At 67.7% G+C, this 13,293-nt stretch carries 19 protein-coding genes; 10 read left to right on the top strand and 9 right to left on the bottom strand.

The window, feature by feature from the left end:
- Positions 1 to 34: 34 nt before the first annotated feature.
- Positions 35 to 1,210 carry a MinD/ParA family ATP-binding protein gene (locus N4S67_RS08745; protein WP_260992554.1) on the top strand — a complete coding sequence of 392 codons (1,176 nt, stop codon included), beginning with the start codon at positions 35 to 37 and terminating at the stop codon, positions 1,208 to 1,210.
- Here N4S67_RS08745 and N4S67_RS08740 read toward each other — a convergent pair.
- Positions 1,207 to 1,380, bottom strand: a complete 174-nt coding sequence (locus N4S67_RS08740; protein ID WP_260992553.1) for a hypothetical protein — start codon at positions 1,378 to 1,380, stop codon at positions 1,207 to 1,209. The two genes, N4S67_RS08745 and N4S67_RS08740, sit on opposite strands and share 4 nt — an antisense overlap.
- Positions 1,381 to 1,433: 53 nt before the next feature.
- Here N4S67_RS08740 and N4S67_RS08735 point away from each other — a divergent pair, with 53 nt between their 5' ends.
- Both N4S67_RS08735 and N4S67_RS08730 read left to right on the top strand, forming a co-directional pair.
- On the top strand, positions 1,434 to 1,742 hold the full coding sequence (locus tag N4S67_RS08735; protein ID WP_260992552.1) for a DUF4229 domain-containing protein: 309 nt from the start codon (positions 1,434 to 1,436) through the stop codon (positions 1,740 to 1,742).
- Positions 1,739 to 2,779, top strand: a complete 1,041-nt coding sequence (locus tag N4S67_RS08730; RefSeq protein WP_260992551.1) for an aminotransferase class V-fold PLP-dependent enzyme — start codon at positions 1,739 to 1,741, stop codon at positions 2,777 to 2,779. Before N4S67_RS08735 ends, N4S67_RS08730 begins: the two co-directional genes overlap by 4 nt.
- Before the next feature lie 6 nt (positions 2,780 to 2,785).
- On the opposite strand, the gene N4S67_RS08725 is transcribed toward N4S67_RS08730, so the two are convergent.
- Genes N4S67_RS08725 through N4S67_RS08700 form a run of 6 tightly spaced genes read right to left on the bottom strand, consistent with a single transcriptional unit; the run spans position 2,786 to position 7,755 of the window.
- Positions 2,786 to 3,502, bottom strand: coding sequence for a hypothetical protein (locus N4S67_RS08725; protein WP_260992550.1), 717 nt, complete (start codon positions 3,500 to 3,502; stop codon positions 2,786 to 2,788).
- Entirely contained in the window at positions 3,499 to 4,407 is a 909-nt protein-coding gene (locus tag N4S67_RS08720; protein ID WP_260992549.1) for a VWA domain-containing protein, read from the bottom strand. The genes N4S67_RS08725 and N4S67_RS08720 overlap by 4 nt, the downstream gene beginning before the upstream one ends.
- Positions 4,404 to 5,426, bottom strand: coding sequence for a hypothetical protein (locus tag N4S67_RS08715; RefSeq protein WP_260992548.1), 1,023 nt, complete (start codon positions 5,424 to 5,426; stop codon positions 4,404 to 4,406). The genes N4S67_RS08720 and N4S67_RS08715 overlap by 4 nt, the downstream gene beginning before the upstream one ends.
- Positions 5,417 to 5,890, bottom strand: a complete 474-nt coding sequence (locus tag N4S67_RS08710) for a hypothetical protein (RefSeq protein WP_260992547.1) — start codon at positions 5,888 to 5,890, stop codon at positions 5,417 to 5,419. Before N4S67_RS08710 ends, N4S67_RS08715 begins: the two co-directional genes overlap by 10 nt.
- Positions 5,880 to 6,740 (bottom strand): DUF58 domain-containing protein, encoded by an 861-nt coding sequence (locus N4S67_RS08705; protein ID WP_260992546.1) that lies wholly within the window; start codon positions 6,738 to 6,740, stop codon positions 5,880 to 5,882. Before N4S67_RS08705 ends, N4S67_RS08710 begins: the two co-directional genes overlap by 11 nt.
- 7 nt (positions 6,741 to 6,747) lie before the next feature.
- Positions 6,748 to 7,755, bottom strand: coding sequence for an AAA family ATPase (locus N4S67_RS08700; protein WP_260992545.1), 1,008 nt, complete (start codon positions 7,753 to 7,755; stop codon positions 6,748 to 6,750).
- Positions 7,756 to 7,862: 107 nt separating this feature from the next.
- Here N4S67_RS08700 and N4S67_RS08695 point away from each other — a divergent pair, with 107 nt between their 5' ends.
- The 3 genes from N4S67_RS08695 to N4S67_RS08685 are packed head-to-tail and all read left to right on the top strand — an operon-like array spanning position 7,863 to position 8,775.
- Complete coding sequence (locus tag N4S67_RS08695) at positions 7,863 to 8,063, top strand: helix-turn-helix domain-containing protein (RefSeq protein ID WP_260992544.1); 201 nt, start codon at positions 7,863 to 7,865, stop codon at positions 8,061 to 8,063.
- A 2-nt stretch (positions 8,064 to 8,065) separates the two neighbouring features.
- A complete protein-coding gene (locus N4S67_RS08690; RefSeq protein WP_260992543.1) occupies positions 8,066 to 8,629 on the top strand; it encodes a Clp protease N-terminal domain-containing protein in 564 nt (187 codons plus the stop codon).
- A 17-nt stretch (positions 8,630 to 8,646) separates the two neighbouring features.
- A complete protein-coding gene (locus N4S67_RS08685) occupies positions 8,647 to 8,775 on the top strand; it encodes a hypothetical protein (RefSeq protein ID WP_260992542.1) in 129 nt (42 codons plus the stop codon).
- Positions 8,776 to 8,779: 4 nt separating this feature from the next.
- Here N4S67_RS08685 and N4S67_RS08680 read toward each other — a convergent pair whose 3' ends face one another.
- Positions 8,780 to 9,970, bottom strand: a complete 1,191-nt coding sequence (locus N4S67_RS08680) for a sulfotransferase family protein (RefSeq protein WP_260993056.1) — start codon at positions 9,968 to 9,970, stop codon at positions 8,780 to 8,782.
- Positions 9,971 to 10,085: 115 nt separating this feature from the next.
- Between N4S67_RS08680 and N4S67_RS08675 the strand changes: the two genes are divergently transcribed.
- Positions 10,086 to 10,661 (top strand): TetR/AcrR family transcriptional regulator, encoded by a 576-nt coding sequence (locus N4S67_RS08675; RefSeq protein WP_260992541.1) that lies wholly within the window; start codon positions 10,086 to 10,088, stop codon positions 10,659 to 10,661.
- Positions 10,658 to 11,788, top strand: coding sequence for a DUF1214 domain-containing protein (locus N4S67_RS08670; protein WP_260992540.1), 1,131 nt, complete (start codon positions 10,658 to 10,660; stop codon positions 11,786 to 11,788). The genes N4S67_RS08675 and N4S67_RS08670 overlap by 4 nt, the downstream gene beginning before the upstream one ends.
- A gap of 37 nt (positions 11,789 to 11,825) precedes the next feature.
- Here N4S67_RS08670 and N4S67_RS08665 read toward each other — a convergent pair whose 3' ends face one another.
- Positions 11,826 to 12,701, bottom strand: a complete 876-nt coding sequence (locus N4S67_RS08665) for a 1,4-dihydroxy-2-naphthoate polyprenyltransferase (protein WP_260992539.1) — start codon at positions 12,699 to 12,701, stop codon at positions 11,826 to 11,828.
- A gap of 44 nt (positions 12,702 to 12,745) precedes the next feature.
- Between N4S67_RS08665 and N4S67_RS08660 the strand changes: the two genes are divergently transcribed.
- Complete coding sequence (locus N4S67_RS08660) at positions 12,746 to 12,964, top strand: hypothetical protein (RefSeq protein ID WP_260992538.1); 219 nt, start codon at positions 12,746 to 12,748, stop codon at positions 12,962 to 12,964.
- A gap of 45 nt (positions 12,965 to 13,009) precedes the next feature.
- The gene (locus N4S67_RS08655; RefSeq protein ID WP_260992537.1) at positions 13,010 to 13,279 is read left to right on the top strand and encodes a hypothetical protein; all 270 of its coding nucleotides are present in this window, start codon (positions 13,010 to 13,012) and stop codon (positions 13,277 to 13,279) included.
- Positions 13,280 to 13,293: the final 14 nt, after the last annotated feature.

The following is a 13,293-nucleotide window of genomic DNA, read 5'->3' as shown; positions in this document are numbered from 1 at the left end:
CCGACCGAGCCAGCGATCACGGGAGTACTTGCGCGTGTCAGAGAATCCGCCCCCCACGGCAATCGAAAACGTCGGCGGCACAAGCGGATTCCGAGGGCAGAACAGGTTCAGCGATCCCGCCGCCGACGTGCCGCCGGACTGGACGGCGCCGACGCCACCCAACGGCATGCCGCTGCCGAGCATGCCGCTGCCGAGCACGCCGCTGCCGAGCATGCCGCTGCCGAGCACGCCGTTGCCGAGCACGCCGCCGCCGGCCGACGTCGCATTCGACGACCCGGCGCCGTACCTGGATCTGTCCACCGTCGCGCTGTTGGGCCAGCGCAAACGGCCGCCGTCGGAAGGCTGGCGCCGTTGGCTGTACCTGGCCTCGTTCAAGCTGCTCAACGTCGGCGAGGGCCCGAAGGCGATCCGCCGCGAAACCCTCACCGCGCAGGTGCAACGCCCGCTGCGGGGCTGCTACCGGATCGCGGTGCTCTCACTCAAGGGCGGCGTCGGCAAGACGACCATCACCGCGACGCTCGGCGCGACGCTGGCCTCGATCCGCGGTGATCGCGTGGTTGCCGTCGACGCCAACCCCGACCGCGGCACGCTGAGCCAGAAGGTGCCGCTGGAGACCGCCGCGACCGTGCGTCACCTGCTGCGCGACGCCGAAGGCATCGAGGCATACAGCGACGTCCGCGCCTACACCTCCCAGGGCCCTAGCCGGCTGGAGGTGCTGGCCTCGGAAAGCGACCCAGCGGTGTCGGAGGCGTTCAGCTCCGACGACTACACCCGCACACTCGAAGTGCTCGAGCGGTTCTACAGCCTGGTGCTCACCGACTGCGGCACCGGCCTGATGCACTCGGCGATGGCGGCGGTGCTCGACAATGCGGACGTGCTGGTCGTGATCAGCTCCGGTTCGGTCGACGGTGCCCGCAGTGCGTCGGCGACGTTGGACTGGCTCGACGCGCACGGGCATCAGGACATGGTGCGAAACTCGATCGCCGTCGTCAACGGCGTGCGGCCACGGTCGGGCAAGGTCGATCTGAAGAAAGTCGTCGACCACTTCAACCGGCGCTGCCGGGCGGTGCGTGAGGTGCCGTTCGACCCGCATCTGGAGGAGGGCGCCGAAATCAGCCTCGAGCGCCTGAAACCGCAGACCCGGCAGGCGCTTCTCGAGCTCGCGGCCGTCGTCGCCGCCGGCTTCTCCCACCCACGGCGGCCTGCTTAGGAGTCGCGCTTGGGCCTGGGGTTGTCGCCGTGGCCGAGCCGACGCAGGAAATCAGGATCGTCGTCCGGCCCGATCACACGGGTCCCCGGCCGGCTCGCGGTCATCCGCATCAGCCGCCAGCCGACATAGACCAGTCCGGCTACGACAAGGATGAGGAGCAAGTACGCCACTAGCAGAAAACCTCCTTAATCCGAATATACGCGTGCCTCGGTAGGCTCGGGCCGTGTCAGAAAGTCGTCAGGGATCTCGCCTCGTCCTGGATGTGCTGATCTATGCCGCGGCCCGGTTGCTGCTCGTCGTGGCGTTGGCGGCGCTGATCTTCGGGGTCGGGCACCTGCTCGGCGTGCGCGACTTCCCGCTCGTGGTGGCGCTGCTGTTCGCGTTGGTCATCGCCCTACCGCTGGGCATCTGGTTGTTCGCCCCGCTGCGGCGCCGTGCCACCGCCAGCGTCGCGGCGTTCGACGAACGCAGACGCAAGGACCGCGAGCAGTTGCAGGCCCGGCTGCGCGGCGACCAGCCGCCCGCCCCGTGACGGCCGCGCGCGAGGCGTTCGGGGCCGAGTTCGTCGGCGCGGACGGATTCCTCAATTCCCCGACCTACGGTCTGCCGCCGCGGTTCCTCGTCGACGCGCTGCACGACTGCATCGGCTCGTGGCAGGCCGGAACCATGGACGTACCGGTGTTCGACGGTTATGTGCGCGACGGGCGGGCCGGCTATGCCGCGCTGACCGGCCTGCCCGTCGAGTCGGTGTTGATGGGCGCGACCGTATCGGGGGTCCTGGGCCTGGTGGCCGCCGCGATTCCCGATGGCAGCCGCGCGGTGACGTTGCCGGGCGAATTCACCAGCACCACGTTCCCGTTCGCCGCACAGGCCAGTCGAGGAGTCACGGTCACCGAATTGCCCGCTGACGAATTGGTCTCGGCAGCAGCGGATTTCGATGTTGTGGTCGCCAGTCTGGTGCAGTCGGCCAACGGCGCGGTGCTCGACATGGACACGCTGCGCCGCACCGTCGCGGGCACCGACACGCTGACCGTCATCGACATCACGCAGGCGCTCGGCTGGAAAGCCGTCGATGTCTCATGGGTCGATGTCACCGCCGCCGCGGTCTACAAATGGCTGTTGGCGCCGCGTGGCACGGCGTGGATGTCGCTGAGCGAACGGATCATCGGCGCGGTGACGCCGCACGCCGCGAACTGGTACGCAGGTGAGGATCCGTGGCAGACGATATATGGTCTGCCGCTGCGCCTGGCCGCAGATGCGCGACGGTTCGACATCTCGCCCACCTGGTTCAGTGCGCTCGGCTCCGGCCTGACATTGCCGTGGCTCGCGTCCCTGGATCGCGGCGAGGTGGAGTCACACGCCCTGGGCCTGGCGAACCGCTTGCGGTCGGAACTGGAACTGCCGCCGCAGGATTCGGCCATCGTCTCGCTGCCGATCGCGGACGCCGCAGACAAGCTGAAGCAGGCGGGCATTCGCGCGTCCGTTCGCGCCGGCGCGGTACGCGTCGGGTTCCACCTCTACAACAACGACAACGACCTGGACCGGTTGGTCGACACGCTGGCGGGGTAGTGGGGGCTAGCCGGCGGCGTCCTCGAGCAGTTGACGCAGCCGGTCGACCGGATCGCCCTCGCCCGGATTGAGCCGGAGCCCGGTTCGCGGCGTGTCCGATTCCGGTGCGGCGGGCGCCAGGGGTGTGGCAGGCGGCGCGGGCGGAGGCACGGCCGCCGGTGGCGGTGGCGGAGGTGGTGGCGCGGTCAACCCGGCCATCTTGGCGGCGAGCCTGGGTGCGGTGTCGTTGCGTACCGCGCGCCGTTCGGCGTCGGGGTCCTCGTTGCCCGCGAAACATCCCGGCGGAGCCTCCTCGACGAGGGCAAGGGCGCTGAGATACCGCTCGCGTGCCTGATCGGGCCTGTTCTCCCATGCGTCGACGTCACCCTGCCGTTCGCGGACGAGTTCCAGGTTGATCCGCACCGGGCACGACTCGGCCGGGTCGGTCATATTCAGCGCCTCGGCGAAGCGCGCGTCGGCCTGATCCAACCGTTCCTCGAGCACGGCGAGTGTTCCTGCCGCGAACGGCGCCTTGGCCGGTTCGATCACGTTGAGGATGCTCAGCGTCGACACATCGCCACGCAGTTCGTCGGCGTCCTTCTGCGTGGAATGCGACGCCGCCGAGTTGCCTGCCACGACAACGGAAATGAGCTTCACCGCGATCAACACGGCCACCAAAGCCACGGGTGCCGAGAAAGTCAGCAGCCGACGCCGCAACCGCAACCGCCTCGGAGTGTGCCTCACAGCGCCACGTCCCGGCGGGCCATGCGGGTGCTGCGGAACTCACGGATGCTCAGGTAGACCTCGAACAGCAGCAACAGCGCCGCGGACAGGGTGAACACCCAGTACAGTTCCGTGCGTTCCGGGATCTGGCCGACAGTGGTCTCGCCTTGCCGGTCTCCGCCAGGCGCGAGGTCGGCCACCGGTGTGGCGTCGTCTCGCTTCTCATACGGCACGCCGAGTTGTGCAGCGATCCGGCGCAACCCCTGCTCGTCCTGCGCTGCGCCGTAACCGAGTACGGCGCCACCGTCGACCGAACCGGCCGTCGGATCGAATTCCCCTTGCGGAGCGCGAGACTCAGTCGCACCCGAGCCGAGGTAGAAAACCAGGCTGCGCGAGTCGGGATACTGCTGTCCCGCCGCAATCAATTGATAGCGCAGCACGTTGGCTGCAGCGGCGGCGTTGACCTGGTCGCCGGATCCGATGGCCGCCGGATACGGCGAGAGACGGGAGATCAGCGGCTTGAGGCTGAACGCGTCCTCGGACAGCGGCCAATCCATCGACGGGCGCGCCGCGAACGCGATCACCGCGAACCGCGCCCTCGGGTACCGGTCGATGAGCCCGTCGACGTCGGCGCGGATCGCCGCCATATCCGAGTCGGTCGACCGGTCGACGACGAAGAAGACGTTGGTGTTCTCGCCTGATTGTGCTGCGGCGGTGGCCTCCCGGTCGCCGTGGTCGATGCCCGGGCGTGCCGCGGCGATCAACAGCAGCAGCATCGCCAGCGTCAACCCCGACCACCGCCAGACCGTTCCCCAGCGCTGGCCTGCGCGACTGGCCAACTGCCACATGGTCAGCAGTCGGAGCAGTATCACCACCGCGGCGACCACGAGGAGGATCGCCGCCGGCAGAACGGGCGCAAACGTCATCGTCTCAGCACCATCAGCGACAGACAGAGCAGCATCGAAGCGACGACAGCCACGATGAGGGGGGCCGCCGGCGAATCGCCGAGCCAGCCGACGACGGTGCTCGACGCGGGTTGGCTTGCGGCGGGTGGCTTCGCGCGGATGGCGGCGAGGTCAACCGCCATGTCGCGGTCGCGGGCGCTTATCGAAAAGTACTGTCCGTCAGTCGATTCCACGACTGATCGCAGCGACCCGGGTGTCGTGGACGCGATGGCGTTGAGCTGAATCCCTGCGGTTTTCGCCATATCGGTGATCTGCTGATCGCTGTACAGCGACGGGCGGGTCTCGTCGGGACGGCGGAGCTCACCAGGGCCGAGGTAGATCAGTGAGCGACGGTGCGTGCTGGTCTGGTCGAATGAGGGAAACCCGCTCATGCACAGAGCCAGGATGTCGTCGACGCTGGCGGCGTAGTCGACATAGGTCACCTCGGGCGAGAACGACGCCACCCCGTTTCGCAGGGTGCTCTGCTGTGCCTGCGGCAGATCGTCGAGGGTCTGCAGGCGCGCGAGTTCGGCGGCGTCGTTGAACCTCTCGGCGGCGTACTGGTAGTCGCGGGTCAGCGGAACGACGCGCCGGTTCTGTGACGTCAGCCCGATGCGTTGGGTGCCGAACGTTCGCGTCTGCTGGGCGAAGTAGGAGAGGAACTCCGCGGTGGCCTCGTCGGTGACGGGGTCCCCGACGCACAGCATGATGTCTTCCGGCGCATCGGATGCGGTGGACGACCACCACCAAGCACTCGGCCGCGCACTGGCCAGCATGGCTGCTGAGAAAAGTACGACGAGGAGCACGATGACAGCAACCATGGACAGCGTCCTGGCGCGGGCCAGCCGGGCGTATTCGGGTAGACGGGTCAGCCGTGACGTGTTGGCCAGTGGTCGCAGCTGCCTGCGCACCTGTTCCATGGGCAGCAGCACCGCCATGGCGACGGCGATTGTCAGACAGGCGAATCCGACGGCTGCGAGGGGCCACCATGTCAGGGCCACGAGAGGATCAACTCCTCGGTCGCGGACGCGATCTCGCTGACGTCCACCGGCGAGACGGTGTTGAACTGCGCATCGTTGAGCGCGGAGAACGTCGGGGCGGCGGCCGCGAGTTCACTGGATTCGATGTCGTCGACGTGCATGTACTGCGCCGGTGTGCCCGTCGCCTGATGCAGGAAGCTGCGCAGGGTGCGGCTCATCTGTGCTCCTGCCTCGCTCGCCGACAGTTCACCGGAGCGATATCGTGCCCCGACGGACCCGACGGTCCGGGCGAACCGCCGTCGCAGCATCCGGGCGTGCACCGACCGAATCCCGCGTAGATGGCGCAGCCGGCTCGACGGCATCGTCCAGACGAAAACGCCGACATACCAACCGATCACGATCAACAATAGGGCCGCCCCGAGCCACAGCCACCACGCCGAGTACGGCGTCGGTCCGCTGACGAACCGCAGAAGGTCATCCGGCACGGGCGAACACCTCGGTCAATTCGACGAGCCGGGCGCGGATTTCGGAGCTGCCGCGGACGACGGCGTAGGGCACGGCGCGTGTGGTCATGAACTCGCGGAGATCGCGGACCCGCGCCTGCTCGGCGCGCCGGTACGCGGCCACCACCCGCGGCCCGAGCACCGCGCTGTTGAGGACGAAGCGCCCCGAAGCGACGTCGTAGCCGTTCGCATGCCCCAGCGCGGGCATGTCGGCGACCATCACCCACATCACGTCGTGCCGGGCGGCCAACCGCGTGACGACGTCGTCGAGGCGCGCGTCCACCTCGGGCTCGTCCGAGACGACTACCACCAGCATGCGGTGGCGGTAATGCGTTGCCACGTACTCCAGTTGACACACGATGTCACTGGGACCGGGTCGGTCGAGGGTGTGGCCGTAGAACCGGTGCAGCATGCTCTCGATGTGCGTCTCGCCGCGGCGCTGACGCATGTTCACACAGCCGCGGGTGTCGCCGTACACCATCCCGATCTGATCGGAACGCCTGAGCGTGATCAGCCCGATCGCACCCAGAACGTGAGCGGCGACATCGCGTTTGGCCTCTTCACTCGGAGTCAGCGCCGACATGTTTCTGCCTGCGTCGGCCACGAGCAGAATCTTGTGGTGCTTCTCCGAGACGAATCGTTTGATCAGCACGTGCCCGGAGCGCGCGGAGGCCTTCCAGTCGATGTCGCGAACGTCGTCGCCGGGCACGTAGGGCCGCAGGTCGTCGAACTCCAGGCTTCGGGTGTGCAACAACGCGTAGCGGCCGCCCTCGAGCATGCCGCGGGTGTCGGCGCCGAAATGCGCCTTCGCCCTGTTGAGGTGCTTGCCCACGCCGTGCCTACGGCACCCGAACCGCTTGCAGCACAGCGTCGATGATCGTCTCGGACGTGATGCCTGCGCTGGCCGCCTCGAACCCGAGAATCAATCGGTGCCGCAGCACGCGATGTGCGAGCTTGGCGATGTCGTCGGGCATGACGTGGCCGCGCCCGGACAGCAGGGCCAGGGCACGGGCGGCCTTGCAGAACGCGATGGTGGCCCGTGGGCTGGCGCCGTACTCGACAAGCCGTGCGTACTGCGCGGCCAGCACCTGTTGCGGCTCGCGGGTGACGGCGACGAGCTGACTGGCGTAGTGCATCAGCGCACGGTCCATGTGGACGTGGCGCACGACGTCCTGAAGCCGTCGGACATCGTCGAGGCTGACGACCGGGCGGCTGCGGTGGCTCTTGTCGTACAACCCCGCGTCCATCCGGGCCATCACTTCCACCTCCTCGTCCGGGGAGGGGTAGTGCACGACGTCCTTGAGCATGAATCGGTCGGTCTGGGCCTCCGACAGGGGGTAGGTGCCTTCCTGGTCCACCGGGTTCTGTGTGGCGATCACCAGGAACGGCTCGGGGATCGGATAGACCGTTCCTGCGATGGTGGTCTGCCGCTCCTCCATCGCCTCGAGCATGGCGCTCTGCGTCTTGGCGCTCGAGCGGTTGATCTCGTCGACCAACACGATGTTGGTGTGGACCGGTCCCAATTGGGTGACGAAGGAGTTGGTCGCCGACTCGTACACCTGCGTGCCGATGATGTCGCTGGGCAGTAGGTCCGGAGTGCACTGAATGCGCCGGAAGCCACCGTGGACGGATTCGGCGACGACTCGCGCGGCGGTGGTCTTCGCGAGGCCGGGCACGCTTTCAATGAGGATGTGTCCGCCGGCCAAAAGGGCGATCAGCAGGGACTCACGCAGGTTCTCCTGACCGACCACTTTGGCCGAGAAGGCGTCGGACACCGCGGTGACGATCCGCTGCGCGTCCGCGAGGTCCCGACGATCGAGCTGGGCACGGCCCGGTGCTGCTGTCATGAATCCCTTTCCAAAGGCGGCGGACAGCCTTGCATACCCGGGCCAGGGTAGCGACAACCAGCGGCGACGATTGTCAGGTCAGCATGCTGTCAACTAACATTGACAGCATGATCGACGTCGACGCGCTGACCAGCACTGATCCCGAGATCGGTTTGACCAGCGTGGGGGCGCTGCAACGGGCGCAGCTCCGATTGGAGGCGATCCACGTCGCGAACGCCCGCGAGCAGGGCTGGAGTTGGCAGGCCATCGCGGCGGCGCTGGGCGTCAGCAGGCAGGCCGTTCACCAGAAGTACAACCGGAGGAGATGACGATGTTCGAGCGATTCAGCCGCAACGCCCGGATCGCGGTCGTGCTGGCCCAGGAGGAGGCGCGTGAGCTGAACTGCGGACAGATCCGGCCGGAGCACCTACTCGTCGGGGTGTTGCAGAGCGCAGGCCGCGATCTCTCGGGTCTGCTGGCCGACTACGACGTGACAGGTGAAGGAATCCGTCGCCGCTTGGAGCCTGCTGATGCGCCGGACGACTCATTCGAGTCCGATGCCGAGGCGCTGCAGTCGATCGGCATCGATCTGCGTGCGATCCGCGACCGGGTGGCGCAGAATTTCGGGCCGGACGCGTGGGACAACGCGCTGCGGATGTCGGGTCGGCGCCCGCGTCGGCGCGGACACATCCCGTTCACGAAGTCGGCCAAGAAGGTCCTCGAGCTGTCGCTGCGGGAGGCGTTGGCGCACAAGGACAAGACCATCGACGCAGAACACGTTCTGCTCGGCATCCTGCGAGGCGGCGACCCGTTCACCGTCGGCCTTATCGCCGAGCACGTCGATGTCGAGCAGTTGCGCGCCGCGATAGTCAGCCTCTTGGACGACGCGGCATAGACCGATAGATTCACGCGGTGCGGACGTCGACCAAGACTGCGATCGCCTTCGCTCGGGACATGGTCATCTTCGGAGGTCTCGTCACCGCGATCGGTCTGGTGGGGCTGCTGATGAGCGTGCTCGTCGGCCTGGTGCGCCACCTTTGACCGCTCAGGACAGGAAGCGCTCGATGTACGGCGCGAACCGTCGTCGTAGGTCGGCCGGATCGAGGCCGAACATCTCCGCCGACGTCGCGACGGTGCCGAGCCGACCGCGTCGATGCTGGGCGAGGTAGTCCGCCATCGATTGGCGCGCCGCGTCGGTCAGCGGTTCGCCGGCAAGCTCGTAAATTGCTGCGGCGATGCCTAATTCGTCGGCCATGAAGTCGTCGAACCGGACATCGATCGAGCGCTCCGGCGGCAGGACGGCACGGTCTCGCATCAGCGAGTCGAGCATGCGCTCGAGGCGGCCGATCCACGACGACGCGATGCCGTCAACCGGCACCGGCGAGCAGTGCATGCGCGCGCTGTAGGTGAGCATCGCGAGCATCGACAACGCGACCGGTACCGGATCGCGGTGCGTGACGACGACGACAACGCCGGGGAAGACCTTGTCCAGCACCGGCAACTGCTCGAGATGCTGGGGCGACTTGAGCAGCCAGCGCCGCCCGCCCCGCAGGTACTGCAAGGCCTTCAGTTGCGTCGCGAGATATTCGTAGTGCGACGTTTGGTCGTGCGACAGGTAGTAGTCGCGCCAGCGCGGCACGAATCCGAGCGTCTCGAAGAGCATCGACGAGAAGTCGTTGGCCAGCAGCTGAATCTCCTCGTGCACGTGCTCGGTCGTCATCTCGTGCATCAGCGCGAAGTGCGGCATCACCAGGTTCATGAACTCCACGGCCGCGTCCATCCGCGTGCGGCGCGGGTCCGGTTCGATGCCGATCTCCGACGGCAGCGGGAACGGTTCGTTGCTCTCCCAGTACGGGATGGTGCGGAAGGTGGCCTCCGGCTGAGCCGGGAAACAGCTAGAAGCGGCCGCGAGCAGGTTATGCAGATGGGTGGTGCCGGTGCGTGGAAGGCCCGCGATCACGATCGGCCGCGACAGCTCGATGTCGAGGATCTCCGGGTGCCGCGCGAGCAGGTCGGTGAGAAGAAGCCGGTTCTTCAGCCACTGCAGCAACTGCATGTGGAAGTTGACGACGCCCGCGCCGTGCAGGCCTGGAATCTCCTGTAGCGCAGCGAGGTACACGTCCAGGCGCTCGCGGTAGTCGTCGGCGCCGAAGTCGTCCAGTCCGGTTTCGGCCCGTGCCTTGGCGTGCAGCACCGCGGCGTCCAGCGGACAGTCGGGCGCCATCGAGGCCATCATCGCGCGCAGCGGTTCGGCCTCCGGCGGGAAGAGGGGCTCGGCCAGGTCGGCGAGCTCGACCGGCGCGGGAGCTGTGGTATCGGTCACAGCGACTTATGTTACTGTTAGTTTCGTAATGACGGTAGAACTTGGGCGACCCCGAAATCCCCGCATCGACAGCGCGGTGCTGGACGCGACGGTCGAACTGCTCGGCGCAACGGGGTACGCCTCGCTGTCGGTCGACGCGATCGCGCGCCGGGCCGGCACCAGCAAGCCGGCCATCTACCGGCGGTGGCCGAGCAAGGCGCATCTCGTGCACGAGGCCGTGTTCCCCATCGGCACCGCGACCGAGCTGCCCGACACCGGATCGCTGCTGGGCGACGTACGCGAGATGGTGCGCCGGACCGCCGCCGTGCTGACCACACCGGCCGCGAGTGCTGCGCTGCCCGGTCTGGTGGCCGAGATGGCGGCGGACGCGACCCTGCACACGGCACTGCTGGAACGCTTCGCCGACATCCTGTCGCGCGGCCTGACCGAACGGCTCGACCGGGCCATGGCCGACGGCGACGTCCGGCCGGATGTCACCGCGGCAGAGGTCGTCGAGGCGATGGCAGGCATCACGCTTCTTCGACTGCTCACCCGCCGGGACGCGCTCGACGACGACTGGGTCGAGCACACCGCGCTCCTCATCACGAAAGGCATTGGCGCATGACCAACCTCGATGTCGCCGGCGAGCCGGCGCCGCACCACGACTCCACAACGGCGTGGCGCGAACTGCTCGACACGTTGGGCGGCCTCGATCGGACGTTCCTCGACGGCGACCGCGCGGTCACCGACGACCGCCACATCGCCGACGGCTACCGCATGCTCGCGACGACGTTGGGCGTCGCGTTCGACACGTACCTGTTCGCCGAGCCGAGCAGGCCGGTGTGGGTGGAGCTGAACACGCCGTTCCGCCGCGACCGCCGGTGGGGTGGGGACAACACGGACGCCTACTACCTCATGTGTCCGGTCGACCCGAAGCGCCGCTACCGAATCAGCGGCAACAAGGGCGACAGCGTGTACTTCTCGGTGACCGCCTACAACGAGCCGTCGCCGGGTGCCTGGTCGGACCGGGTGGTCGCGCTCATCCGCGACGACGACCTCGACATCGATGCAGACGGCAACTTCTCGTTCGACTATGGCCCCACTGACGACGGCGTGGTGCTGGTGACCCGCGACTATCAGGCGGACCCGCTGATCGGCCGCCCCGTGTCTTGGCAGATCGAGGCGCTCGACGAGCCCGACCCCATCCGCCACGGCGATGCAGGCACCGCGGCGGCGTTGCGGGCCAGTGCGGCGTGGCTGCGCACCATGTTCGCGATCGTGCCGCTGGCAGTCGGGGTGCGGGTTGACGATGCGCATCAGTTGGGCCATGAGATCTCGCAGGTGGCAAACGAATTCGCCGATCCGTACCAGGTGCCCGACGCCAACTTCGGCTGGTCGGCGCGCGACGCGTGCTACGCCTACGGCAGCTTCGTGCTCGAGGACGACGAGGCGCTCGTCGTCACCCACCGGCCCCCGACGTGTCGGTTCTGGAACCTGGTGGTGTGGAACCAGTTCATGGCCGGAATCACCGACGCCCGCACGTCGGTCAACGGCTCCAGCGCGGTGCCGAACTCCGACGGATCGGTCACGGTCGTCATTTCCCGCGGAATGACCGGGCATCCGAATTCGATTACCACGGTGGACTATCCGCGGGGCAACCTGGCGTGTCGCTGGTTTCTCGCCGACGCGGTGCCCGCACGGCCCGACGTGCATCTGGTCAAGACCGTCGACGCCCCGACCGCCGTCACCTAATGGCGATTTCGGTGCCCAAACGTTCGCTCACCGACCGCTAGCGCACCGAAATCGCAAGAGCGAGCGCGACGGCCACGGACCACACCAGCATCGTCAGGCCGGTGTCGCGCAGCACCGGGATCAACTCCCGGCCGCCGAGGCCCTTGCGCACCGGCGCAGCGGCCCGCACTGCCAGCGGAAGCGCCACGAATCCGACCGCGGCCCACGGCGTCGCCCGCATCAACGCGAGCGTCAGCACGAACGCCACCGCAAGCAGCAATTGATACAGCACCCGCGTTCGGGCATCTCCGAGTCGCACCGCCAGCGTGATCTTGCCCGACTCCCTGTCGGTCGGGATGTCGCGCAGATTGTTGGCCACCAGCACCGCTGACGACATGCATCCCATCGCCACGGCGATCGCGCCGCCGACCCAGTCGATCCGCAGCGCCTGCGTGAACTGCGTTCCGAGCACCGCGACAAGACCGAAGAACACGAACACCGCGACCTCGCCGAGTCCGAGGTAGCCGTACGGCTTCGAACCGCCGGTGTACAACCACGCGCCCGCAATGCACGCCACGCCGACCGCGATCAGCCATGGCGCGCTGAACCACGCCAGCACCAGACCCGCGACCGCCGCGACCGCGAGGCTCACGATGGCCGCCGTCAGCACGGATCGCGGTGTGGCCAAGCGGGATCCGACGAGGCGCAGCGGCCCCGCCCGCACATCGTCGGTGCCGCGGATGCCGTCGGAGTAGTCGTTGGCGTAGTTGACGCCGACGATCATCGCCACCGCGACGACGAGCGCGAGCAATGCCCTCCACCAGGACGCGGCGTGCAGCCAGGCGGCGGCGCCGGTGCCAGCGATCACCGGCGCGATCGCGTTGGGCAGCGTCCGCGGACGGGCGCCCTCGACCCACTGGGCGAAACTGGCCACGAGCGTCAGTCTCGCATGGCATCGAACCGTGGCAGACTGAGCGCATGGACGACCGACTCAGTAAGGCGGAGATCCGCAAGGACGCCCTGCAGGAGATCGTCGAGTCCGGCGCATCGACCGTCGGCGACGTGACCTCGATCATCACGACGGCCGTCAAGGACATCGCGAACGCCATCGGCGGCTTCGCCACGGACGTCTTCGAGATCCGTGACGGGGCCAGACGCGCGTCGAAGACACTGGCCGACGACATCACCGACGCGTAAGCGCGCAGTAGTTTGGCCGCGGTCCTGCACGGATATCTGCTTCGCGTGACCAAGACCGAGACAGCGGCGTCCCGTCTGCGTCAAGCTGCCCGATCTGTACGGCCCCGCCCGGGACCAGCATTTCCTGCTCGCCTCGTCGGGGTTCGTGCCTCCGACGACGGATTCCGCTTCCTGGTCAGCGGCGTCATCGGCCGCTTCCGCTCGGTCGGCACGCTGACGTTAGGTGCGCAAACGAGCGACACGGTCCGATTCGACGCCCGCAACAGCGGCGGCGGTATCCGCCCGCTGCCGCCGGTCAACTTCTACCGGGGCTGACGGACAATGGCTGC

Source organism: Mycobacterium deserti, assembly GCF_025345615.1.
In the GTDB taxonomy this organism is placed as follows: domain Bacteria; phylum Actinomycetota; class Actinomycetes; order Mycobacteriales; family Mycobacteriaceae; genus Mycobacterium; species Mycobacterium deserti.
This window is presented reverse-complemented; position numbering and strand designations above follow the sequence as displayed.